The organism is Streptomyces sp. DH12 (genome assembly GCF_020873895.1).
Classification (GTDB): Bacteria; Actinomycetota; Actinomycetes; order Streptomycetales; family Streptomycetaceae; genus Streptomyces.
The window spans coordinates 1-21543 of the sequence record NZ_JAHWGT010000011.1 but is presented as its reverse complement, the minus strand read 5'-3'; the positions used below and the strand labels follow the sequence as shown (position 1 = coordinate 21543).

Sequence of the window (21543 nt, the reverse complement as noted above, 5' to 3'; positions counted from 1 at the left end):
ATGCCCACCCGCAGATTCAGCCGCGCCGAGCTGGCGGCGCTCGGCGTCCCGTTGGCCGACCCGGAGGAGGTCCAGTACAGCGACACCGTCCTGGCCGACGAGCCGGTGACGACGATGAAGTACACCGTGCTGCGCCGGTGCGTCTTTCATGACGACGACGGCAGGACGTACGCCGTCACCTACGAGGCCCCCATCGACGCAGGGGACTACGAAATCGGCACCGCCCCGGAGGGACACGGCTGGTACGGCGACACCGTCGAGGCAGTGGAAGTCGAGCAGCGCCCCGTGGTCTCCCTGACGTGGCAGACCGTCACCGACGAGCCGAGCCTCGACCAGCCGCGCCGCTCGGCGCTGGAGTCCCTGACCGCCATCTACGAGGAGGCCGGCCTCGTCCACCCACCAGCCGCCCGCGACGCGGCGGCGCGGTGGCTCGCCGAGCATGCCGGTGAGCTGGTCGAGCTGTGCCCGACCCTCCTGGACGACGAGACGGAAGGACGCTGATGGGCACCGAAGACCGACCGTGCCCGAAGCCGGTGAAGCGGCGCGTGGAGTGCCCGGTGTGCCACGGGGTCTACGCGCAGGCGAAGACCGGCCGGGTGGGCCGCCACCACGGCACGCCGGAAGTCGGTCGGATCCACGCCGAGCACCTGGCGGCCCCCGCCGCGGCGGGGGAGGGCAGGTGACCGGCCAGTCCCGCCCGCGGGGCGCGCACGCCCTCACCCCGTGCCGCCGCTGCCGCACCCCGAAGCCGGTGCGCTGGTACCTGTGCGGCGCCTGCTGGGCGCTCCTGCCTGTTCCCACCCGCCGGGCCCTGAATCGGCGCGACGGCCAGGCCCTGGCCCGGCTCCGCGCACTGCACGGCCACATCGACCGCGGGCTCCCGCTCACAGAACTGGAGATCACCTCATGACCTGGCACAGGCGCATTGGCGCCGCCGAGGCCCTGGCCGTCGCGCCGTGACCCCCATCCCGCGCCGCGCCGCCGTCGGCCTCCACTACGAGGCGTGGCGGATCAGCCTCGGCACCCGACACGACGAAACCTGCCCCGCCCACGCCCGAAGGACAGCCCGTGAACCACTCCCGACCTGGTGACGAGCACAACGCGCGGCTCGTCGCCCCCGTCTGCCCCCAGGACCGAGAGGATTCCCCATTCGGCTGGTCCTCCCTGCCGTGCAGCGGCGTGTACGGCGACCCGGCCACCTGGCGCGAGGTCCCCCCGGCGCTCACCGCCGAGATCGTCGCCGTCCTCGCCGACGCCGGCTGGACCGACGCTCACGCCACCGAGCACGCCGTCGTCGTCCCGCTCGACGAACGCGCCGAGGGCCTGCCCGGCCCCGCCGCACGCGGCGAGCACCTCTACGTCGTGTGGGGCGGAGCCCGGCCCGAGTGGTCCTGGAGCACCGCCCACCCCAACGCGCCCGCCGGCGGACGCGCCGGGGTGCTCCTGGCCCCGCCCGACGACCCGCACCAGATCACCGCGCAGGTCCTCCGCCTCCTGCGCACCGGCCGCACTCTGCCCTGAACCGGCGGCCCCGGCCACCGCCAGAGTGCAGCGGCAACCCTGCACTCCGCCGCGCCGTGCTCTACCTCCATTCGACGACCAGCCCGGAGACACGACCCCGTGACCACCAGCACCGTCCCGACGCCGGCGACCGGCCAGACGATGGCGTCCGTACCGCTCGACGTCGTTCCCGGCGACGGCCGGCCCCGGACCGGCAGCCGGGGCCGCGCCGAGGCGTTCCGCGACGCCACCAACGCCACCAAGCCGCAGTAAGGAACGCCCATGCGCCACCACCCGCGCCCCCTCCTCGACCTGCACTGGCAGGGCTACGAACTCGCCGCCGACGCCACCCACCGCTTCATCTGGATTTGGCACGGATTCAACATCCGACTCCTGGCCGTCCCCGTACAAGGAGACGGAAGCGGCTACGACCACGGCTGGTGCTACCCGCGGGACCCCGACGCCGTCGCCGACGCGGTCGCCGCGTGGGACGCCGACACCCAGGACGAGCCGATGGGCTGGCACAAGCGCCCCACTCGCCCGCCGCGCCGCGCCCCGCGCCGAGACGAGCAGCCCGAGTACAACGCCCCCCGCTGCGCCCACGGCCCGTACCTCGCCGACGGCTGCCGCACCATCAACTGCCACGAGGCCCTGGCGTACGCCCGAGACCACTGACCCGAACCGACCAGGACGGCGGCCCGCCCGCCGCCCCAACCTCACCGAGGAGCCGTAGATGACCCGCCCCGACGACACCCCGACGACCCAGCAGCTGCCGCCGTACTCCGGTGACGACGCCACGTGCGCCATGTGCTCGAACACGGCCGCGTTCACCGAGTACCGGCAGGCCGTCCACCGCATCGTGGTGGAGGAGTACAACGGGCAGACGGAGCAGCGCGGCCCGCTCCCGGCCCGGCTGGAGCGCCGCTGCGAGCGCTGCGACTACCGGTGGGACGAGGCGCTGAACCCGGCGCCCGGCGTCCGCGTCGCGACCATCGAGGAGATCGCCTACGCCCTGGACCAGGCGACGGCACCGTACGCGGTCGACCTGTACCCCGAGGTGGCGGCGTATATGGCGAAGCGGCTGACCGAGTCGCTGTACCTGCTCGTGCGCACCGACCACCCGATGTGGGTGCCGCGCGCCGGCCGCCCGCCCCTCGTCCCCCCGGCCGGCCCGGTCGAGCCCGACACGACCGCGACCGCCCAGGTGCCGATCCCGCTCCAGCAGCGTCCCGACGTCCCGGCCGGGCCGACCGGCAGCGCCCCGGGCAGCGCTTCCGGCGGCGAGTCGTGACCGAGCCCGAACAGCGTCCGGAGGGCGTCCGGAGGGATTGTCCGGACACCCTCGGCCGTCGGCGAGGCGACCGGCTGCGGACCCCTCCCACCAGGCCGGACACCGTCCGGACAGCTCCGGACAGCGACAGTCCGAACAACCCGGGTGTCCGGTTCGCCTACTCGGCGCGCGTGCCCCGCCGACTGGTGGGCGCCGCCCTCGTCGAGGGCCTGGCCCTCCTCGCCGACGCCACACAACCGCCTACCCCAGACAGAGAGGACCCGACCGAATGACGCCCGAGCAGGCATCCGTCCGCGCCGCCCAGCTGCTGATCGGTCGCTTGGTGAAGCGCCACGGCCTGACCGTCGAGGAGGCCGTCGCCGCGGTCGCCCAGCGGCGCCGCCGCGAGGCCGGCCCGCACACGGACCTGGTCGTCGCCGAAGCGACCGCCGTCCTCGCCGAAGTCCTCGCGCCCGTCCGGGCGGTCATGGAGGCGCTGCGGCCGATGGCCCAGGCCGCCGCTGCGGCGATGGCCGACCTCGCCCGCGCCCTGCGGCAGGCCGCCACCGCGACCCGAGGTACGCGCGCCGACCGGCCGGCGTGGGCCTCGCCCTACGGGCCGCCCCCGCGCCGCCGTTGACCGCCAGCCCTAGAAGAAATTCCTGGTGGCCCGCGCCGCCCCGCGAGTACCACGTCGAGCACGGAACCCAACTGCTGCTGTCTGCGGAGAGCGGCCCGCCTCCGCCCGGAGGCTTTCCCACCCCCGCCGCGACGGCTGGCCACCGGACAAGCCACTGACCAGCCCGGACAGTGTCTGGCGCTATCCGGAGATACCGAGCGGCCCCCGCCTCCGCCCCCAGGGCGCAGGGGCCGCTCACACGTTCCCATGACGGAAAGCACCCTCCCGTGCACTGGTGAGTATCCGGATCACGCCCCGGTGGTCACCGGCGCCGCCCGCCACAGCGGCGGTCCAGCGCAGGGACAGGTGCGGGCCCTGGGTCGCATACCGGGACCCCACCCTCCTAGACTCGTACATGTGTACGATTCCGTGTTCCCCCCTGACCTCGACCGGCTGCTCGTCGTACGGCACTGGCTCGCGCTCGCCCTGAAGGAGGCCGACGCCCGGATCACGCAGCTCCGCGCCGAGCAGGCCGTCCGGCAGCGCGCCGTGCCGCCGCCGGAGCCGGACTACCGGATCCAGCGCAGCCCCGGCGCCGGCCGCGCGCCGACCGCAGTGCACATCGGTTCCTGCGGGATGGGCCGGAAGGCGCCCGGCGTTTCGGCGGACACCGCCCGCCGCGCCTTGGCCGAAGGGGTGCCACCCTGCCAGGTCTGCCGACCGGAGTCCTTGCTGGGGATCCTCGACGTCTAGCATGACGCGCCGGGACGTCCCCGCTGGTGCGGGGAGCGATGCCCCGTTGCTGGGGCTGTGCGCTCGGTAGCACTGGGCGTCAGGGTGGCGCGGCGTATCGATGCCCTTGCTGCACATGCGCCTGCCCTCCCGTGGGGAGCCGGGAGGGATGGCGCGGCCCCGCCCGCGTGGTCAGCGCAGGGCGGGGCCGACGGGCGCCGCCGTGGGGGTGAGTGGGGGCGGTGCCACACCCGCATCATGCACCCAGATCCGGCCAAGGGGGTAGATGTGTGGCAGGAATTGTTCCCTGGTGGCGGTGGGGCAGCGACCGAAATGCGGCGCGTCGTCTGGCGGTGCCGCCGTGTCGCCGCGTGGCGGGTGCCGGGGGAGGCTGGAGAGGTGGAGCGTCCGGTCCTCGTCGCGTTGTCCCGGCCCGTCGCCCGCCTGCCGCGGGGGCCGGGCTGGTGGTACGAGCCGAAGTTCGACGGGCACCGGGTCGTGATGTTCCGTGACGAGGAGGCGGTGCGGCTCCAGTCCCGCAGCGGCCGCGACGTCACCGCGACCTGGCACGACCTGGCGGAAGCCGGCCGGCGCCTGCCGCCGGGCACGGTCCTGGACGGCGAGGCGGTGATCTGGGTGGACGGCCGGTGTGACTTCCACGCCGTGCAGTCCCGCGCCGCGTCCTCCCCCGCGCGCGCCCGGCGCCTGGCCGCCGCTCTCCCGGCGGCGTACCCGGCGTGGGACATCCTCCAGCACCCGACCGCCGGCGACGTGCGGCCGCGGCCCTACCTGGACCGCCGCCGGCTACTTCTTGACCTGCTCGCCGGTGTGCCGCCGCCGATCCAGGCAGTCCCCGCGACCGACGACATCGACGTGGCGACGACCTGGTACGAGACCCTCCAGGCCCAGGGCATCGAGGGTGTGGTCGCCAAGCCCGCACGCTCCCCGTACCGAGGCGCATCGAGGTCGTGGCAGAAGATCCGGCACGCAGAGACGGTCGACGTGCCGGTCGTCGGCCACACCGGCGCCGCCGCCCGCCCGCGACACCTGGCCGTACGGCTGCCCGACGGCCGCATCGCGCTGACGCAGCGGCTGACCGGCGCCCTCGCCGCGGCCGCCGCCGAACACCTGACTGCGGCCGCGCCCGGCCCCCGCGCGCGCACCACCGCGGGCGAGCCGTACACCGCGACAACCGCCGAGACCGTGGTGGAGGTGCTGAGCGGCACGACCCGACACGCGGTCGTCAGCGCCACCAGAATTCGCTGACCACGTCAGATCAACGCAGTAGGCGCAGCATGGTGGCGTAGATGGGCGCGTCGGGGAAGGGCTGCTGGTCACCGATATGGTGGTAACCCCATCGCTCGTAGAGAGCTTTGACCTTGGGATGCCCCGGTTCCACAAGGAGTGTCACCCGTTCCTCCTGACGGTTGGCCAGCAGCTCTTCGTGAATGCGAGCAGCGAGGCCGGTTTTCCTCCACGGCGCCCGCACCATGAGTTCGAACAGGGCGAGGGTGCGCTGTCCATCCTCTTGGATCTCCTCCGCGGGCAGTGGTGTGAGCATGTGCGACCACCAGCCGGTTCGTTCGGGCAGGGCCGCGGCGTACGCGTAGCCGGCCGCCTCGCCGCCGTCGTAGGCGACGACTGCCTCCCATCCGGGACGTGAGGCGTGGCCTTGGAGGCGCTGCTCGAAGCGCTCCACGGAGAAGAACGGGTCCTCGGCGATCTCCTTCTCGTACACCTCGCCGTACAGGCTGACGAGCGTGGCGCGGATGGCTGGCAGTTGGTCGGTTCCGTAGCGGGCGAGCGTGATGGCCGGGCTCTGGCTCACTGGTACAGGCTCCTCGGGGGTGGTCAGGGGTGGCGTGCGGCGCGGATCCGGTTGTTCCAGTCCTGGGTGACGCGCGCGTCGGGGGCCTTCATGTTGAGCGCGGACGTGAACGTGCCGAGGAGGTGGTGGATGCGGCCGGAGGCGGCGTCGGTAGGAGGGATGACGGTTGCGGCCGTATCGACTGCCTGGTCGAGGTCGCCTTGGGCGATCTGGAACAGGGCTGCCTGGGCGGTGTAGTAGGCGCGGTTTCGGTGCTGGTCTTCGCGGAGCTCGGCCAGGCACTGGTGGACGTGGTACTCCGCGTGGTCCGGCTGACCAAGGCGGTAGTGGACGATGCCGGTGAGGCCCTGCAATTCCGCGCGGGTGTAGTAGGCCACGCTGGCCGAGCGGGCCGAGTTGAGGTCTGCGCGGTCCAACGCGGTGGTAGCCCGGTCCAGCGCCCGCCTTGCGCGGGTGTGCTCGCCTGCGTTGGCGGCGGACAGTGCGAGGCGGCTGTGGGAGATCGACATGTAGAGCGGGTCGGTTCGGTGTGCGTGGGTGCTCATGGCCGCCTCCGAGGCGGCCATCGCCTCGGTGTAGTCGCCGCGCTGGGTGGCGAGCATCGCGGCGTACCGCCAGGTCTGGTGTTGGACTTCGCCGTCCCCGGACAAGCCGGCGAGTTTGACCGCCTCGTCGAGGTATCGCTGAGCGTCGCGCATCCGCCGCAGGTCGACTGCCGCCCACATGGCGGCCGCGGTGAAGGCGGCCGCAAGGGCATACAGCCGGGACCGAATGCGCTGGTGCGCGCTGCCGTTGCGCTGGAGGCCCAGGGTCCGCTGCGCCAGGGCGGCCGCCCTGGTTTCGAGGGCGATGCTGCCGCCATGCTGGTCATCGAGTTGCCATAGCTTGGAGAGTTCGGTGCGCAGGTGCTCGACATCGCGCAGCCCTACCGTTGGCCGCGAAGCGGCTGCGGCCGGTCCGGTGGCGCCGAGGGCAAGCGCCGTGCCGGTGGTGGCTGTGAAGAAGTGACGACGGCGCATGGGGTCCTCCTGGAGAGCTGCGGCCACGCTCGTCTCGCGGCGGCTTGTGGGGACGAACCCTAAGTCGGCGACGGGCAGCCCCGTGACCTGCTCAAGTGCCTTGCGGAAGCGCGTCTGTGGCCAGCGGTTCTCGCCGGACAACCACCGGAACACGGTGCGCTCCGTGGCCTTCCCGGACTGCCCGCTGAAAGCACGCACTGCCTTGTTTACCTGTTCCGCCAGCTCGTTGGCGCTCAGGCCGTGGTCAATCATCCAGCTCTGCAAGCGGTGGTTCTTCTCGCGCTTCACCCGCTCACGGTAAGCGTGACGAGGTGAGCACCGAAAGTAAAGGAACGGTCAATTCGTCAGGTGCAGGGCGTGACGAGGGCGGCGGATTTGTCATGGTGCCTCGTACGTCACAGCGGTTAGCTCTGTGTGTCGCTCCCCACAACAGGGAGTGTCAGCCCCGTTCAACGGGCTCTCGGACCACTCCTGCCTATGTGACAGGAGCACCGTACTCACAGCAGCTCCGGAGGCTTCCAGGATGTCCCCTCAGCCAACGGCCACACCTCACACGTCGCAGGGGTGCACGACCCGTCCGGCAGCTCCTGACTGCGGAGCTCAGCGACGCCGTGCCGTGGCTGCGTCGACAGCCACGATGCAGCCGTTCCGCATCTCACCTGCGGCGTTTGACGCGCGGTTGGGCGGTTGGTTGACGGACGGTGGTGGCTCGATCCGGCTGGGGCCGACCACGTGTGAGGTCGTCGTCTCCTCCGCCTCTATCGACGGGCTGGCCGCGGTGAACCGGATGGACGCCGCGCAGCGCGGGTGTGGGCCGGTGATCGACACGGGGGCGTGGCTGTACTGGCTGGTGCCGCCGGGCACGCTGTCCCGGTGGCCGGTGCAGCCGTACGGGCTGTGTCTGGGCGGCGGGGTGGCGCTGCACCTGCCGCCCCGGGCCCGGGCCAGGCGGCCGGGGACGTTCTGGCTGCGGCCGCCGCGGGAGTACTTCGTGGACCCGGGCCTGCTGTGGCGGGCGCTGATGTGGTGCCAGCCGATGCCCTCCCCGCACGACTCGGAGCTCCTCGCCCGCTGGACCGACCGGTAGCACCCGGTCCTCCATGACGGGCCCTGCCCGGCGCGCGGTCCCTCCATCTCGGGTCACGACGGATGGAGCGGCCTGACCGCCGGGCCGGGGCCGGCCCCTCTCCGGCGCAGCTCGCCCCCCGTCGGGCTCGCGGAGTGCGGGCCCCGGCCGTTCCCCCCCCGTCCGTCAGGGGGAACGGCCGGCACCTCCCTCCTTCCGGCAGCACGCCCACCCCTCCCTTGACGAGGACGCCATGCATCCCTCCCCCGCTCTCCCTGCGACGCTGGCCGACCGCGTGGTCGACCTCCACATCGAGGCACTGACCCTGGACCAGCTGATGACCCTGCCGGGGAAGATGATCAGCGAGTGGGACGGGCTGCTGCGGGCGCCGGACGGGCACCTCGTGCGTACGGAGGCCGAGGGCGAGGGGCAGCGGCACTGCATGGTCGACGGCGGCCTGCACCGCACCGACCGCCTCCACGCGGTCCTCGCCGGCGCGAGGTGCCTGCGCGTCTTCGCCCTCGGCATCCCGACGCTGTTCCAGACCGACGCCTACCGGGCGGCGAGCAGCACGGCCGGCGCCCCGTCGGCGACGTACGTCCGTCCCGCGTGGGCGCCGAGCCTGGAGCGGCCGGCGACGCTCATCCTCGACGAGTACGCGCTGCGGCGCCCGCGCGGCGGGCCCGCCGTGATGGCCGAGCAACTGTGCCACCTCAGGGAGCTCGCGGAAGCGGGCGGCGTCACGGTGCTCGTCCTGCCGGCCGACGCCTGCCTCGCGGCCCCGGCCGGAGCGCTGCACGAGATCACCCGACGCGAGGAGACCCTGTACGCGATCGACAGCGGCCTCGCGGTCTTCTACCAGAGCGGCCCGCACGGCCCGGCGCTGCGCGCGCTGATGGACCGCTTCGAGCGGGCTGCCCTGACGCCGCAGACCAGCCTGCGGCGCCTGGCCGCGGCCGCCGCCGAGATGGAGGGCCGGGCGTGAGGTACGACGAGCGCACGGCGTGGATGGACGCCGAGAACGAGCGGTACGACTACCGCGAGGCGGCCGGTCCGCGCTACTACGAGCCCCACGGGCTGTACCTGTACCGCACGCGCCGGCGCCTGAACCAGCAGGCGATGAACATGAAGCCGCCCCACCGCGCGCGCCGGGTCGTCGCCTACGTGTGCACCTGGCCCGGTGAGGACCCCGGCCCGGCGTACGCCCGGCTGGAACAGCTCGCGGCGGACCGCGGATGGGAAGTGCGCTACCGGATCCACGACGACACCGGCCCCCAGCCCTCCCCGCGGCGCCCGGGATGGGCCCGGACCCGGAGCCTGTGCGTGCGCGGGTTCGCCGACGGCGTCCTGCTCACCGACCGCCACCAGCTCGACCCGGACCCCGGCCGCTACGAGGAGGAGCTGCGGCTGCTGACCGGCCGCCTGGCCTTCGTCCAGCTATGCGTCAGTGAGGCCGTCCCGTGAAGGCCCCGCGGCCCCGAGCCGGTCGACCGGCTCCCCTTGCCCGTACTCCTGGGGCAGGCCGTGTACGTCGTCGCGGTCGCCGCCCTCCTCCTCGCCCTGGCCCTCTCTCACTCCGGAAGCTGAAGGACCCCTCGATGCCCTGCGAGCCGTTGCCCCCGCCGGGGCGCCGCCCTGCCGGTGTGCCGCACCCCGCGCATCCCCCGCGTCCCGGGCGGCTTGTGGAGGCTGCCGTGGGCGCCGACACGACCGTCGAGGTGACGGCCGCCGACTGGGACGAGCACTACCTGCGCCAGCAGCCCCGCCTCATCACCGAGCAGGAGGCCATGCGCTTCCGGCGCCGGGTGCGGCCGCGCGCCGGGTGGCGGGCGATCGACCTGGGGTGCGGGCCGGGGCGGTGGACGCGGCAGCTCAACCGCTGGGGCCTGAAGGTCACCGGCTACGACTACAGCCGCCGCGCCATCAGCCAGGCCCTGCGGCGCGGCGTCGCCACCCCCTACGGGCGGGGCATCGACTTCCGGCTGTGGGACATCGCGCGCGACCCGTGCCCCGGGGAGCTGACCGCGGGCAGCATCGACCTGATCACCTGCCGCGCTTCCCTCGCCTATCTGGAGCCGGCCGTCCTGCTGGACAAGGTCGGTCCCCTGCTGGCGCCGGGCGGGGTGTTCTACGCGCTGATCCCCCTCCGCCCCTCCTACCTCGACGGCCCCTTCTACCGGGGGATGACGCCCGACGAGGTCGACCGGCTCGCAGGGGAAGGCTGGACCGGCCGGAGCGACTACCGCCTCGGCCACGGCCACCGAGGGCTCGTCCTGCACCGCCCCCATGACAGCTGACAACCGACCCGACCGCTTCGGCCTGACGAGGACGCCCATGCCCCCATCACCCACCAGCGCCCCGACGCGCGCCATCGAGCAGGCTCCGCGCGCGCCGGTCGAGATCGTCGCCGGCATCTACCTGCGTGCCCTGCGCGAAGCCGCCGACGGCATGTTGGACCAGGCAGCCTCGGTCGCCCGCGCCAGCATCTCCGCGGTCAGCCGGTGGGAGCGCGCCGAGAGCCCCATTCCCGGGCCCGCCCTGGAAGTCCTGCTCACGCACTGGGGCGCCGATCCGGAGGAGGCCCGGTATCTGCGCCGGCACCTGCCGGCCTCCCGTGGCCTCCATATCGCGCGGAACTCCCGCGACCACGGCCAGCCCGACGACCGCGTGCCCCCCGACCCCTGGGACGTCGTGCACCGGGGACCGTGGGACAAGTGGGTCGACGTCGGCGTGGAGGCGGTGGCCCGGTACGCGGCGCTCACCCGGGTCGCGAGCCAGGCCGTCTACTTCACCACGCAGCGGATCCCGCCGGGCTTGCGCACCGCCGAGTACCGGGCCGCACTCGCCCACTGGGCCCCCGACCCCGACGAGCCCGCCGTGAAACCGCGCTGGCTGGCCGAACTGCGACGGACGGCATCCCAACGGCGCACGCTCCTGCTGGACGACTCCGTCCTGCACCGGCCCTCCGCCGCCCCGGACATCACCGCCGGCCAGCTGCGGCACCTGCTGGGCCTGGCCGACGTCGGCGCCCTGACCCTGCGGGTCCTGCCGCGCAGCGCGAAGACCAGCGCCCTCCACCTGGTCGGCGAGGTCGCCGCGTTCACCGTCCACGACCGCCACCTCTACGCCGGCGCCGCCGAGGCGCCCTGGTACGAAAACCGCTCCGCCCACGCCCGCGCACTCCAGGCGGGCCTGGACCAGGCCCTCGCCGACGCCGCCAGCCACGTCGAGTCGTGCGCCCTCATCCAGGAGGCCGCCTACTGGTGGTCCCGACGGCCCGGCTCATGACCGCACCCGCACGGCCACGGGCCCTGGGCTCCGCGGTCTGACAAGCCCCCGCCTCCCGCCCGCCGCTCACGGGTCAAGGTCCCGGTGTGAGAGCTCGGGCAGGAGGCGGGTTCCAGCACTACCCGACAACCCCCCACGTCCATCCAGCACCTTCCTTCGACGGAGGTCCGACGTGTCCACCTTCCTCACACCACCCGCGCAGGCGCCGGTCGACCTGACGGCGCTCGCGAGCTTCGCCGCCCTTCGCGGGCAACTGCGCGTGTCGCTGACCCCGCGGTGCAACATCGGCTGCCGCTTCTGCCACAACGAGAGCGACGTGCCGCCGCCCCTCCAGCGCCTGGACCGCAGCCGCCAGCCCCGCCGGCGCGAGCTCGACGCGCAGGAGATGATCAACGTGATCAGCGCGTTGCTCGATGCCGGGCTGAAGCGCGTCTACTTCACCGGCGGCGAGCCGCTCATCTCGCCCCTGGCCAAGCCCGTGCTGTCCGGCCTTCCCGACGCGGGCCCCGACAGCTCGTACACGCTGATCACCAACGGCACGCGCGTGAGGGCGAATCGGAGCTGGCTGCGGCGCACGCGCCTGGACAAGGTGAAGGTGTCGCTGCACTACTTCTCCGACGCCTCCCTGTACGAGATCGCGCAGACGAAGGTCGGCATCGCCGCGGTCCTGGACGGCGTCGACGCCGCTCGGGAACTGGGGCGCCGGGTGGAGCTGAACTGCCTGCTGCTGAAGGAGAACGCCCACGAGGTCCGCGGCATCCTCGACTACGCCCTGGAGCGGCGCCTGCCGGTGCAGTTCATCGAGCTGGTGGACACCGACTTCAACTCCGGCATGGCCGGCTCAGCGCTCTCGGCGGACGGCATCATCAGCCACCTGCGCACCCTGACCACCGACGAGCACACCGAGGTCGCCGGTGTCGGACAGGGGCGCCGTGTCTTCCGCATCGACGGCGTCGAGGTCGACGTGATCCACCGCGACCTCGGCCGCTACCACGTCGGCCAGTGCGGCACCTGCCCCCAGCGGTCCGCCTGCGTGGAGGGTTTCTGGGCGCTGCGCGTCGACCACGCCGGCGGCGTCCAGCCCTGCCTCCTGCGTGACGACCTTCGAATCAGGATCAACGACCTGCTGGACGACCCCACGGCCCTCACCCACGCCGTCGCCCACCACATCGACGCCTTCACCCAGGGGACCCTGTGACCACGACACCCGGCCCGTACCAGCCGCTGACCCACGACGGCCCCCGCCACCCGTTCATCGTCTTGGAGGGCGTCTCCGGCATCGGCAAGTCGACCCTCGCCCGCGCCCTGGCCATGCAGCTCGGCGCCTCCTCCCTCCACACCCTGCCCCGCCCCCACGCCGACTGGTCCAAGACGGCCAACAGCGGCCTGCGTCCGCTGCCGCAGTTCGCGTTCTACCTCTCCGGCGCGCTGCACGCCTCCGACCGGATCCGCGAGTGCCGGGCCATCGGCCCGGTCGTCGCCGACCGCTACATCTCCTCCGTGATCGCCTGCCACGCCGCCGTCCACCGAGTCTCGGTCGAGACGGTGCAGGGGCTGCTGGCCCCCTTCCACCCCTACCTGGTGGCGCCCGACCTCACGTTCTACCTGCGCTGCTCGCAGGCCACCTTGCGCGCGCGTCTGGCCACGAAGACGGACCTGAAGCAGGACGACACCGACCTGCTCACCGTGCCGGACCGCCTCGCCAGGCTGGTCGCGAACTTCGACCGCGTCGCCGGCACGGACCCCAGCGCCGTCGTCCTCGACACCGACGACCGCAGCCCGGACGACCTCGCCCGCGCCATCCGCGCCCACATCGAGGAGAGCCAGGCATGCTGAACCCCATCGACACCGCCGCGGTCATCCGCGAGGGCGGCGCCGTCGGCCGGTTCCCCGGCGACCTCCACGAGGGCGTCGGATGGTGGCTGGGCGCCTGCCTCGTCGTCACCCAGAAGGCGTCCGTCCTGGCGCTGGCCCACAACGGCCACCCCGCCGCCGTCCGCTTCGCGGGGCCCGCGCTGTCCGGAGCCATCAACGCCGAGCACTACGCCTGCCTGGTCCGCGACCTCGGCCGCCAAACCGAGGAGACCCTTCAGCGCGTGCTGGCCACCGAGCAGACCCCCGGCATCTACCTCGCCGCGGACGGCGACCCGGCGGACTGCCACATCCGCATCACCCTCTACGACCGCGACGCCGCCCCTTTGCGCGAGGGGACCGGCCTCGCCGAGATCCGGCGCCGCATCGCCGAGGACCGCGTGCCCATCCCCGTCAACATCCAGGCGAAAGGCCGCATCGTGAACGCCCCGACCGAACCCCGGCAGGGGGACGCGCCGTGATCGACGCCGCCGACATCATCCGCTCGGGCAGCAGCATCCTCTTCGTCACCCTCGACTCCCTGCGCTACGACGTGGCGCGCGACGCCCTCGACGCAGGGCGCACCCCCCAGCTGGCCCGGCTCCTGCCCGCAGGCGGCTGGGAGCGCCGCCAGACGCCCGGATCCTTCACCCTGCCGGCCCACATGGCGTTCTTCTCCGGCTTCCTGCCCAAGCTGCCCCACCCGCAGCAGCCGCCGCGCCTGTGGGAGTGCCGCCCGCCGGCCTTCAAGAGGCCGCACCCCGGCACCTTCGTCTTCGAGGCGGCCAACCTCCTCCAGGGCCTGGCCCTGCACGGCTACCGCAGTGTCTGCATCGGAGGCGTGACGTACTTCTCCCGCGAGACGCCCCTCGGGTCGGTCCTGCCGGAGATGTTCGACGAGGACCACTGGGAGCCGCGGTTCTGCTCCCCCGAGCCGGACTCCACCCGCCACCAGGTCGACCGGGCGCTCGCCGTCGCAGACCACTACACGGGCCGGCCGCTGCTGCTGTTCGTCAACGTCTCCGCCACCCACGTCCCGCACGGCCACTACCTGGGCGCCAGTACCGACACCCGCGCCTCCCAGCAGGCCGCGCTCGCCTACGCCGACGAGCACCTCGCGCACCTGATCACCAGCCTCACCAGCCGCGGCCGCTGGCTGATCATCATGTGCGCCGATCACGGCGACGCCTACGGCGACGACGGCTTCCACGGCCGCGGCATCGCCCACCCGGCCGTCATGAACGTCCCGTTCGCAACCCTGGTGCGCGGATGACGACTACGCTCGCGCCCCATGAGCACCCCCACACCCGGCGGCGCCGGACCGGACGCGTCGGTCATCGTCGCCCGCGACGACCAGGGCCTCGTCGCTCTGCTGAGCGCGCACTTCCCCGACCACGGCGGCGAGTACCTCTTCCTGCCCGGCGGCCGGATGGAGCCCGGCGAGACCCCGCAGCAGTGCGCGCACCGTGAACTGAAGGAGGAGGCGGGCATCACCGCCTCCTCCTGGCGCTCCCTGGGCTCCTACGCCATCACCCTCTCCTCTACCGCCCGCGTCCACCTCTTCGAGGCGGCCGGCCTCATCCTCGGGCCCCAGCAGCTCACCCCGAGCGAGGTCGACTTCAAGCTGTCGTGGTGGCCCCTGGAAGAGGCGATCGACGCAGCTTCGGCCGGTCGCTTCCTTCTCCCAGCCGGCCCACTCGCCCTCATGCTCACCCGCAAGGCCGACCTGGGAAGAAGCACCCCGGATGCGTGACGAGCCGCTGGAGGAGTGGGCGGCCCGGCGGAACGCTCAGCGCCCCCGGCAGGGCGACCGTCGGGCCATTCCGCTGGGCGACGGCCCGGCCCGCGCCCGGCACGTCGAGCCGCAGGCACCGCGCGCGGTGAGCGAATGGGACGGACACCAGTGGGTGCCCCAGGGGGTGGCCGCCGACCGGGAAGCCGCCGACGCAGCCACACGCGAACACGCCCCGCAGACCGCGGAGAACGTGCCCCTGCCACCGTCCGGCAAGCTCCCCCCGATGTGGCAGCCGTGGCGGCCGCCGCAGGTATGGCACCGGCCAGACCCGGACCCCACAGGGAGCAGTGTGTAGCCACGTCAGGCAGGGCTGACCGGATACTCAGCTGCGGCCCACCGATTGGTCGGCGGTGGGCCGTCGTGTGCACGTCGAGGGTGAGCGGAGGTGGTCAGGTGTCGGCTGCCGATCGACGTTGCGCCACCCGCGGGGTGGGTCGCTGCCCTGCTCCGGATTGTTCGTCGCTTCCCGCGCAGGGCGCAGATTGACCGTCGGCCTGCGCAAGCCCCGGTACGGTGGGCGGCGTTGTGGTCTTCAGTGTGGCGGGCGTCATCGGACGCAGGGCGAGGGGGTTGGGCGTGGCTGGCGGTTGTCGGGACTGTGGGACGTGTACGCAGCCGGGGTTCGCGCGGGTGGCGCAGGACTGGGCGCTGGGCTTTCTGCATTTGTGCACGGCGGGGATCTCGTGGGCGGTGAAGCGTGGGACCTCGCGGCACTGCCCGCAGTGTAAGCACCTGCTGTCCGGCCACGGGCGGCGTCGGGACGGCTCCTTCCTGGACTGAACGGTTCGCGGGGACTCCGCCGGCCTGGCGGAGCCCCCGCGCTCGGTGTCGCTATCGGCCGGCGGCGACTGCTTGGCGGGCGGGCGGCTCGTTTATCCCGCCGGGCGCGCCCGGCCTGCCAGCCGACTACGTAGGAAGGCCCGCGCCGACAGCGGGGACCTCGTATGACCCGGCATGGAGCCGTGCTCAATGGGTGGAGCGGCGGCCGGGGTCAGTCGCGTCGGGGCGGGGGCGGCCCGTACGGCGACTGTCAGGCGGGACGACGGCTTGGGTGCCACCCGGACGGGTCGGCGCCGTCCATGAGGCCGGCGGCACGGAGTGCCTGTGTAGTCGACGCTACGTCGGGGATGGAGTCGGCTGACCAGGCGGCAGCACTGTCCGGATACGCCGAAGGCCCCCGCTTCCCGTACCGGGAACGGGGGCTTCGTTGGCGCGGTGGAGCAGCAGCCACGGCCTTCACTTCGGGGCAGATCGGCCCGCCACCTCGGCCCTGCTAGTTCTCGGGCCGCTTCTCGGCGGCCTTCTTCGCCGCCTCGTTCTTCTTCCGTTGGGCGCCGCTCAGCCCCTTGCCGATCTGCTGGGCGCGCTCGGGTGTCACCTCGCCGATGATGCCGGCGATCTCCGCCCACGTCCGCCGCTCGGCCCGCAGGGCGTTCACGCGCTTCTCCCGGAGCTGGCGCAGCTCCGACCCGAGATCGGGCCACCGGCGCAGCACCTCCGAGACCGCGCTCGTGCATGCGGCGTCGTCCTCTATCGACGACAGCGCCTTGATCGCCTCCAGGACGTTCGTCACCTCCGGCGGCACCTCCTCCGTCTCCTCGGCCAACGTCCCGCTCCTTCCTGCAAATGCGGGACGATCACGCGAAACAAACCCTAGGGCTTGCCATCCTCACGAAACAAGCCCTAGGGTTTGGATCGCGTGACCTCCCGTGGGTCCGTACGTACAAGTCGGCCCCCGGTCGGGGCCTGAGAAACGCCGACCGGGGGCCACGTCAGATGGAGCTGACGCATGACCCAGATTACTGATCGGAAGGCTGAGGAGGTCCAGAAGGCGGCGTATAGCGTTGTGCTCGCCGTTGCGGACCACTTCACCGACACCGACCCGACCGCCAAGCTGGAGCAGCTCTCCCTGGTCGTCGCCTTCGGAGCCGAGGCGTACCTGCTCACCGGGGGGAGGCTCGACGGCAAGGGCCAGGAGCTGGCCAAAGCGGCCTTCACCATGGCGCCCGCGCCCCGTGAGGGCATCACCCGGGGCGAGTACGCGCTGATCCTCCGCGGCGCCGCCGCGGAGGCCGGTCACGACTGGCCCGACGGCGACAACGACCCCGCGATCCCCCGGATCGCCGGCATCCCCGGCCCGCGCACCGAGCCGATCCCGGCGAAGGGCGGCGACCGCTGATGGGCGCGCAGGCCCCGGAGTGCTGCGGGCGCACCATGCGCCGCGACGGCCGCCAGTTCGTGTGCTCGAAGTGCAAGGGCTGGCTGGACTCGGCCCTCACCGCCCGGGTCGCCGTCCTCGCGCAGGGGGTGCGCTGATGTCGACGCCGAAGACGACTCCCGTCACCGAGGACAAGAACGCGACGGCTGCCCAGCTCCTCGGGCGCGCCAAGGCCGACCGCGCGGAGCAGGTCGCCAACGAGACGGCGAGGGGCCAGCGATGAAGCTGCCCGGCTTCGGCTGGCTCGCGGGCGGTCACGACCGCCAGCTCGCCGCCACCACCTACGCGGGCTGTGAGTCCGCGACCGAACGCGCCGCCCGCAAGCGGCGCACCACCCACCGCACCAGCGGCGCCGACAAGGCGGCCGCTCGCGGGCAGGCGTGGGAGGAGGCCGACCGGAACCGCGAGCGGCGCCGCCGGTAACCCTCCGCCCGCCCGCCCGCCCTCCCGAACCGGCCGGGCCCACCTCCGTGGGCCCGGCCCGTCTCCAGTTCACCCAGGCGAAGGGCGCCCCTTCATGCACACCCCCGACGAGCAGCAGCCGCGCATCCCCGGCGTGCGGTACCGCAGGGTCACCCGCGAGCGCGACGAGACGACCACCATCGACGGCATCACCGTCACCTACCGCGTCCCCTACGAGGTGGAGGAGCCCGTCCCCCCGCGTGACTGGGACGAGGTCATCCTGCGCGCGGAGTTCATCGCCGCGCTCCTGTTCACCCTGACCGCGATCGTCACCACGGCGACCAGCTTCGGCAGGCTGCTCTCCCCCCTGCTGGGTGAGGGTGTCGCCTACGCGGCGGGCGCGGCATTCGCGAGCGGCTGGCTCGTCTGCCTGGGGTACGAGTGGCTGGACCGCGACGACCCCACCCGCGCAGGAGCCGCGCGGACCGCCGGATGGGTTGTCCTCGCGTACAGCATGGCCGCCGTGCTGATGTACGGCCACAAGCACGATGAGATGCCCGCCGCGGCGGTCGGCGCGTGCATCGACGTAGTGGCCAAGGGCTCATGGTGGCTGCTGTTCCGCCAGTACGCCGTACCGCTCCCCGCGGGGACCGCGCACTGGCTGAACGTGCAGGAGCAGACCATTGCGGCGCGGGCCCGGGTCGGCACCCGTTTCCGCCGCCTCGACCGGAGGGCGGCCTACCAGCAAGCCGTCGGCGGCCGCCACTACCAGGCCGCCGGGGCGCTGCTGGACACCGTCCAGGAGCGGGCGCTGCCCACCGCGGCGAGGACGGTTTCCGCGTCCCTGCGGAAGACCTCGGGCAGGCCGGCGCAGGAGCCTGCGCCAGTGGCCCCCACCCCGGCCCCGGTCCCCCCGGTCGCGCCCACCCCGCCGGTGTACAGGCCATCCGGCGACGTGGCTGGACACGCCTCCGCACAGGTCAACCCCCCGCCACAGCCGGTCCAGGCGCCGACGACGGACACCACGTCCGCGTCTGCCCCGGACACGCCCGGACACCCGTCCGCCGCCGGTCCGGACCACCAGCCGGTCGGCCACGGCCAGCCCGCACACCAGCTGCACGTAGTGCCCACCTCCATCCGGCAGACCACGTTCGACGTCCTGGACCAGGACCCGGACATCGACGACGACGCCCTCCTCGCTCACGTCCGCGCCGTTCACGGTGACAGCCGGACCCTCGCCGGGACCGTGGAGCGCTACCGCCGCAAGCACGCCGAGAAGTCTGCTGCTTCCTGACTCCGTGCGGCCGCCCCACGCGGGCGGCCGCCCCACCTGCCAAGGACGATCCCGTGATCAACAACCCCGGGCCGACGCCCGACCGTGTGGAGGCGTGGTGACCGTCGACGTCGGAGCCGACGAACTCCGTATCCGCGAACTCCTCCGCAGCCGTGGCGTCGGCCCCGACGCTGCGTCGACCATCACCACGCCGCCGGACACCGCGCCGGGTGAGCCCGCCGCCCCGGCTGAGGAGCCGCACGACGACCAGGTCGACGTCGAGGCCGCCGCCCCGGCTGAGGAGCCGCACGACGACCAGGCCGACGTCGAGGCCGCCGCCCCGGCCGAGGAGCCGCACGACGACCAGGCCGACGTCGAGCCCGCCGCCCCGGAGAAGGCCGACCCCGCCACCGCGCCGAACCGCACGCCCCGCATTCCGCCGTGGTGGGCGCCCAAGTCCGCGAACTGGTGGCAGATCGACGGATCGGCCGGCGCCCCGCCGGCCACGGCCCGGCCCGAGCCGGACAAGCAGGACCCCGACGACCGGGATACCCGGGACGGCGGCGAGCCGCCCGCCCCCACGCAGGCCAACGGCCCCCGCAAGGGCCCCACCGCGGCCACCACCGACGTGGAGCACGACGAGGACGAGGACGACGAGGACCACGAGCCCGAGGCCCCGCGCCCGGCCGCCCGCTGGCGTATGCCGCGCCGCGCACCGGCAGCGCCCCGCACCGCCCGCGTACGGGCCCGGACCTCCGACCCGGAGAAGGGCAACGACCGGCTACGCGTGATCGGCTTCCTCGGCGCGGCCGCCGCCCTCGGCGCCAGCCTCGGCCTGGTCGACCTCTTCAGCCAGGTCCTCCCGTACGCCGAGCGGTCCGCAACCGGCATTTTCCGCACGGCCCTCGTCCTGGCCGGGGCGGTCGCGGCCTGGTACATCACCGCCCTGCCCGCCGTGCGGTACGTCCTCGTCTACCCCTGGCTCCGGGCCGTCATCGTCCTGGGCGCCGCCGAGGCAGGCCGCCAGCTCGCCCCCGTCCCCGTGGCGTGGATCAACGAGCACGGCGGCCCGTACCAGCTCGCCGCCCCGGAGGCGTCGCTGCTGCTCACCGTGGCCGTCATGTGCGGCGGCCTCTACTGGGCCCTCGACCGCCGAGCCGTCCACCTCCACTGGACCGCGCGCTTGATCGTCGCCGTCCCGTTCGCATCCGCCCTTGTCGCCGTACTGCTCTACGAGCCCGGCACCACCCACTGAGAGGCATCACCGTGTCCGCGCTCCACCAACTCGCCGGGTCCGGCGGGCTCTTCGACGGCATCACCCTAATTCAAGTGCTGGGGGCCATCACCCTGTCCGGCCTGTCCCTCGGTGCGGCCATTGCCCTCGTCCTCGGCGTGCGCGGCTCCGACCGCATCAAGATCCATAACCGGGACAGGGCCGGCACCTTCAGCATCGTCACCGGCACCCTGTGGGAGGCCGCCGGCGGATCGTGGTCTGACATGGCACGCGGCATCAACAGCGTGCCCACGTCCGTCATCGGCGACAGCGGCCTCGGGGACCCCGGCATCGGAGGAACCGCCCTCGCCCTCACCCTGCTCACGTTCGCCCCCCGGTGGGAGCGCCCCGTTTTCCCCGCGCTTTTCGGCATCGCGGCCGCCGTCACGTACGGCCAGGCCGGTGGGATTTTCGAGATCCTGGTGAACATCATCCGCATGGGCGCCGCAAAGATCACCGGGGGTGCGTGATGGGCGTCCGCCAGGAGGTCACCGGGGTCGTGCGCGGCCTCACCGTGTCCGCAGTCGTGGCCGGGTCCGGGGTGCTGCTGCGGCTGCTGCTCGGCACCCTGGTCCGCAACGTACGGTTCTGCCTGCGCCGTATGCGCGGGCCCGCCCCGGAGCGACCCGCTCTCGATGCCGACGCTGCCGATGCGCAGGAGCCTCATGTCGAGCCGTCCAAGGACGTGGCGCCGAACCCCCGAGCGGGCAAGGCACGGCGCGCGCCGTCCAGGAAGACGCCCGCCGGGCGCAGCGGCACCGACCGCGTCGAGCAGGCGGCCGTCGCCGTCCTGGCCGTCGCCGTCGGCATAGGCGTGCTCGGCGGCGTGGTGGAGGCGGCCGCGGGCAGCGTCACACGCGCCGTCGCCCCGTTCGCCCCGAGCGTCCTCGGAGTGCTGGCCGTCGCCTGGATCATCACGGCCGCCCTCGTCGCTCCCGCGCGCGAGGCCACCCCTCGAAACGATCATGAAACTTCGGGGGAGCAGCACACCATCACGCCCGAGGAAGCGGCCGCCGCCCGTCAGCAGGCCGCCGAGCTGTGGTTCGTCCGCCTGGTCCTCGACGCCGTCCACGACGCCACCGCGCAGGGCCGCAAGGGCGTCCACCTCGCGACCCTCGTGGAGGGTCTGCCCGACAGTGTGGGGTGGGACGTGGCCGTTGTTCGGCAGCACTGCGACCGCCTGGGCATCCCCGTCCGCAAGATGCAGATCCGCGGGCAAGGCAAGGGCAGCACGTGGGGCGTCCACGTCGACGACCTGGAAGCCGTGCTCCGCGCCCCCGTGGGAAACGTCCTCGCGGCCCTCCCCGACACCCCTGCCGCGCCCCTCCCGGCCCCCGGCACAGGAGCGCCGCACGCCCCCGCCGTGGAGGTGACAGAGGCCGCCCGTCCGGCGCCCGAGCAGCACCCCC

At 73.3% G+C, this 21543-nt stretch carries 31 protein-coding genes and 1 pseudogene; 29 read left to right on the top strand and 3 right to left on the bottom strand.

Annotated features, from left to right (window positions below; all coding sequences use genetic code 11):
• The 10 genes from LPA54_RS12200 (at position 1) to LPA54_RS12155 (ending at position 5387) form a co-directional block, all read left to right on the top strand.
• A complete protein-coding gene (locus LPA54_RS12200) occupies positions 1-501 on the top strand; it encodes a hypothetical protein (protein WP_228976716.1) in 501 nt (166 codons plus the stop codon).
• Positions 501-683, top strand: a complete 183-nt coding sequence (locus tag LPA54_RS12195; RefSeq protein WP_228976712.1) for a hypothetical protein — start codon at positions 501-503, stop codon at positions 681-683. Before LPA54_RS12200 ends, LPA54_RS12195 begins: the two co-directional genes overlap by 1 nt.
• Positions 680-910, top strand: coding sequence for a hypothetical protein (locus tag LPA54_RS12190; protein ID WP_267487048.1), 231 nt, complete (start codon positions 680-682; stop codon positions 908-910). Before LPA54_RS12195 ends, LPA54_RS12190 begins: the two co-directional genes overlap by 4 nt.
• Before the next feature lie 158 nt (positions 911-1068).
• On the top strand, positions 1069-1521 hold the full coding sequence (locus LPA54_RS12185; protein ID WP_228976711.1) for a hypothetical protein: 453 nt from the start codon (positions 1069-1071) through the stop codon (positions 1519-1521).
• Between the two features lie 99 nt (positions 1522-1620).
• Complete coding sequence (locus tag LPA54_RS12180) at positions 1621-1773, top strand: hypothetical protein (protein ID WP_228976709.1); 153 nt, start codon at positions 1621-1623, stop codon at positions 1771-1773.
• Positions 1774-1782: 9 nt separating this feature from the next.
• Entirely contained in the window at positions 1783-2175 is a 393-nt protein-coding gene (locus LPA54_RS12175) for a hypothetical protein (RefSeq protein ID WP_228976708.1), read from the top strand.
• A gap of 58 nt (positions 2176-2233) precedes the next feature.
• Positions 2234-2791 (top strand): hypothetical protein, encoded by a 558-nt coding sequence (locus tag LPA54_RS12170; protein ID WP_228976706.1) that lies wholly within the window; start codon positions 2234-2236, stop codon positions 2789-2791.
• A 268-nt stretch (positions 2792-3059) separates the two neighbouring features.
• On the top strand, positions 3060-3410 hold the full coding sequence (locus LPA54_RS12165) for a hypothetical protein (protein WP_228976704.1): 351 nt from the start codon (positions 3060-3062) through the stop codon (positions 3408-3410).
• Between the two features lie 396 nt (positions 3411-3806).
• Positions 3807-4142, top strand: a complete 336-nt coding sequence (locus LPA54_RS12160) for a DUF6233 domain-containing protein (protein ID WP_228976703.1) — start codon at positions 3807-3809, stop codon at positions 4140-4142.
• A gap of 378 nt (positions 4143-4520) precedes the next feature.
• Positions 4521-5387, top strand: a complete 867-nt coding sequence (locus LPA54_RS12155; protein WP_228976701.1) for a DNA ligase — start codon at positions 4521-4523, stop codon at positions 5385-5387.
• Between the two features lie 10 nt (positions 5388-5397).
• On the opposite strand, the gene LPA54_RS12150 is transcribed toward LPA54_RS12155, so the two are convergent.
• Both LPA54_RS12150 and LPA54_RS12145 read right to left on the bottom strand, forming a co-directional pair.
• Positions 5398-5949: a GNAT family N-acetyltransferase gene (locus LPA54_RS12150; RefSeq protein ID WP_228976698.1), complete on the bottom strand. Its 552-nt coding sequence runs from the start codon at positions 5947-5949 to the stop codon at positions 5398-5400.
• A gap of 23 nt (positions 5950-5972) precedes the next feature.
• Entirely contained in the window at positions 5973-7256 is a 1284-nt protein-coding gene (locus tag LPA54_RS12145) for a Tat pathway signal protein (RefSeq protein ID WP_228976697.1), read from the bottom strand.
• Positions 7257-7659: 403 nt separating this feature from the next.
• On the opposite strand from LPA54_RS12145, the gene LPA54_RS12140 reads away from it, so the two are divergent.
• From LPA54_RS12140 to LPA54_RS12090, 11 genes are all read left to right on the top strand, one after another.
• Positions 7660-8055 carry a hypothetical protein gene (locus LPA54_RS12140; RefSeq protein WP_228976695.1) on the top strand — a complete coding sequence of 132 codons (396 nt, stop codon included), beginning with the start codon at positions 7660-7662 and terminating at the stop codon, positions 8053-8055.
• Between the two features lie 232 nt (positions 8056-8287).
• A complete protein-coding gene (locus LPA54_RS12135; RefSeq protein ID WP_228976693.1) occupies positions 8288-9019 on the top strand; it encodes a Scr1 family TA system antitoxin-like transcriptional regulator in 732 nt (243 codons plus the stop codon).
• On the top strand, positions 9016-9498 hold the full coding sequence (locus tag LPA54_RS12130) for a hypothetical protein (protein ID WP_228976691.1): 483 nt from the start codon (positions 9016-9018) through the stop codon (positions 9496-9498). Before LPA54_RS12135 ends, LPA54_RS12130 begins: the two co-directional genes overlap by 4 nt.
• A gap of 230 nt (positions 9499-9728) precedes the next feature.
• A complete protein-coding gene (locus tag LPA54_RS12125) occupies positions 9729-10331 on the top strand; it encodes a bifunctional 2-polyprenyl-6-hydroxyphenol methylase/3-demethylubiquinol 3-O-methyltransferase UbiG (RefSeq protein ID WP_228976689.1) in 603 nt (200 codons plus the stop codon).
• Positions 10321-11322, top strand: coding sequence for a Scr1 family TA system antitoxin-like transcriptional regulator (locus tag LPA54_RS12120; RefSeq protein WP_228976688.1), 1002 nt, complete (start codon positions 10321-10323; stop codon positions 11320-11322). Before LPA54_RS12125 ends, LPA54_RS12120 begins: the two co-directional genes overlap by 11 nt.
• Before the next feature lie 172 nt (positions 11323-11494).
• Positions 11495-12520 (top strand): radical SAM protein, encoded by a 1026-nt coding sequence (locus tag LPA54_RS12115; protein WP_228976686.1) that lies wholly within the window; start codon positions 11495-11497, stop codon positions 12518-12520.
• Complete coding sequence (locus tag LPA54_RS12110) at positions 12517-13158, top strand: thymidylate kinase (protein ID WP_228976685.1); 642 nt, start codon at positions 12517-12519, stop codon at positions 13156-13158. The genes LPA54_RS12115 and LPA54_RS12110 overlap by 4 nt, the downstream gene beginning before the upstream one ends.
• On the top strand, positions 13152-13655 hold the full coding sequence (locus LPA54_RS12105; RefSeq protein ID WP_228976683.1) for a hypothetical protein: 504 nt from the start codon (positions 13152-13154) through the stop codon (positions 13653-13655). The genes LPA54_RS12110 and LPA54_RS12105 overlap by 7 nt, the downstream gene beginning before the upstream one ends.
• Entirely contained in the window at positions 13652-14446 is a 795-nt protein-coding gene (locus LPA54_RS12100; RefSeq protein WP_228976682.1) for an STM4013/SEN3800 family hydrolase, read from the top strand. Before LPA54_RS12105 ends, LPA54_RS12100 begins: the two co-directional genes overlap by 4 nt.
• A gap of 18 nt (positions 14447-14464) precedes the next feature.
• Entirely contained in the window at positions 14465-14926 is a 462-nt protein-coding gene (locus LPA54_RS12095) for an NUDIX hydrolase (protein WP_228976680.1), read from the top strand.
• Positions 14919-15263 (top strand): DUF6087 family protein, encoded by a 345-nt coding sequence (locus LPA54_RS12090; RefSeq protein WP_228976678.1) that lies wholly within the window; start codon positions 14919-14921, stop codon positions 15261-15263. Before LPA54_RS12095 ends, LPA54_RS12090 begins: the two co-directional genes overlap by 8 nt.
• A gap of 978 nt (positions 15264-16241) precedes the next feature.
• Here LPA54_RS12090 and LPA54_RS12085 read toward each other — a convergent pair.
• Positions 16242-16574 (bottom strand): hypothetical protein, encoded by a 333-nt coding sequence (locus LPA54_RS12085; protein WP_228976676.1) that lies wholly within the window; start codon positions 16572-16574, stop codon positions 16242-16244.
• Positions 16575-16814: 240 nt separating this feature from the next.
• On the opposite strand from LPA54_RS12085, the gene LPA54_RS12080 reads away from it, so the two are divergent.
• The 8 genes and pseudogenes from LPA54_RS12080 to LPA54_RS12050 all read left to right on the top strand — a co-directional run.
• Positions 16815-17147: a hypothetical protein gene (locus LPA54_RS12080; RefSeq protein WP_228976673.1), complete on the top strand. Its 333-nt coding sequence runs from the start codon at positions 16815-16817 to the stop codon at positions 17145-17147.
• Positions 17147-17284: a hypothetical protein gene (locus LPA54_RS12075; protein ID WP_228976672.1), complete on the top strand. Its 138-nt coding sequence runs from the start codon at positions 17147-17149 to the stop codon at positions 17282-17284. Before LPA54_RS12080 ends, LPA54_RS12075 begins: the two co-directional genes overlap by 1 nt.
• Positions 17284-17409 carry a hypothetical protein gene (locus LPA54_RS42270; protein ID WP_267487045.1) on the top strand — a complete coding sequence of 42 codons (126 nt, stop codon included), beginning with the start codon at positions 17284-17286 and terminating at the stop codon, positions 17407-17409. The genes LPA54_RS12075 and LPA54_RS42270 overlap by 1 nt, the downstream gene beginning before the upstream one ends.
• Positions 17406-17609 (top strand): hypothetical protein, encoded by a 204-nt coding sequence (locus LPA54_RS12070; protein ID WP_228976671.1) that lies wholly within the window; start codon positions 17406-17408, stop codon positions 17607-17609. Before LPA54_RS42270 ends, LPA54_RS12070 begins: the two co-directional genes overlap by 4 nt.
• Positions 17610-17703: 94 nt before the next feature.
• On the top strand, positions 17704-18882 hold the full coding sequence (locus tag LPA54_RS12065; protein ID WP_228976670.1) for a hypothetical protein: 1179 nt from the start codon (positions 17704-17706) through the stop codon (positions 18880-18882).
• A gap of 97 nt (positions 18883-18979) precedes the next feature.
• The gene (locus tag LPA54_RS12060; protein ID WP_228976669.1) at positions 18980-20116 is read left to right on the top strand and encodes a hypothetical protein; all 1137 of its coding nucleotides are present in this window, start codon (positions 18980-18982) and stop codon (positions 20114-20116) included.
• An 11-nt stretch (positions 20117-20127) separates the two neighbouring features.
• The gene (locus LPA54_RS12055) at positions 20128-20604 is read left to right on the top strand and encodes a hypothetical protein (protein ID WP_228976667.1); all 477 of its coding nucleotides are present in this window, start codon (positions 20128-20130) and stop codon (positions 20602-20604) included.
• A pseudogene (locus LPA54_RS12050) lies at positions 20604-21543 on the top strand (hypothetical protein); the annotation flags it as partial. The gene LPA54_RS12055 and the pseudogene LPA54_RS12050, both read left to right, overlap by 1 nt.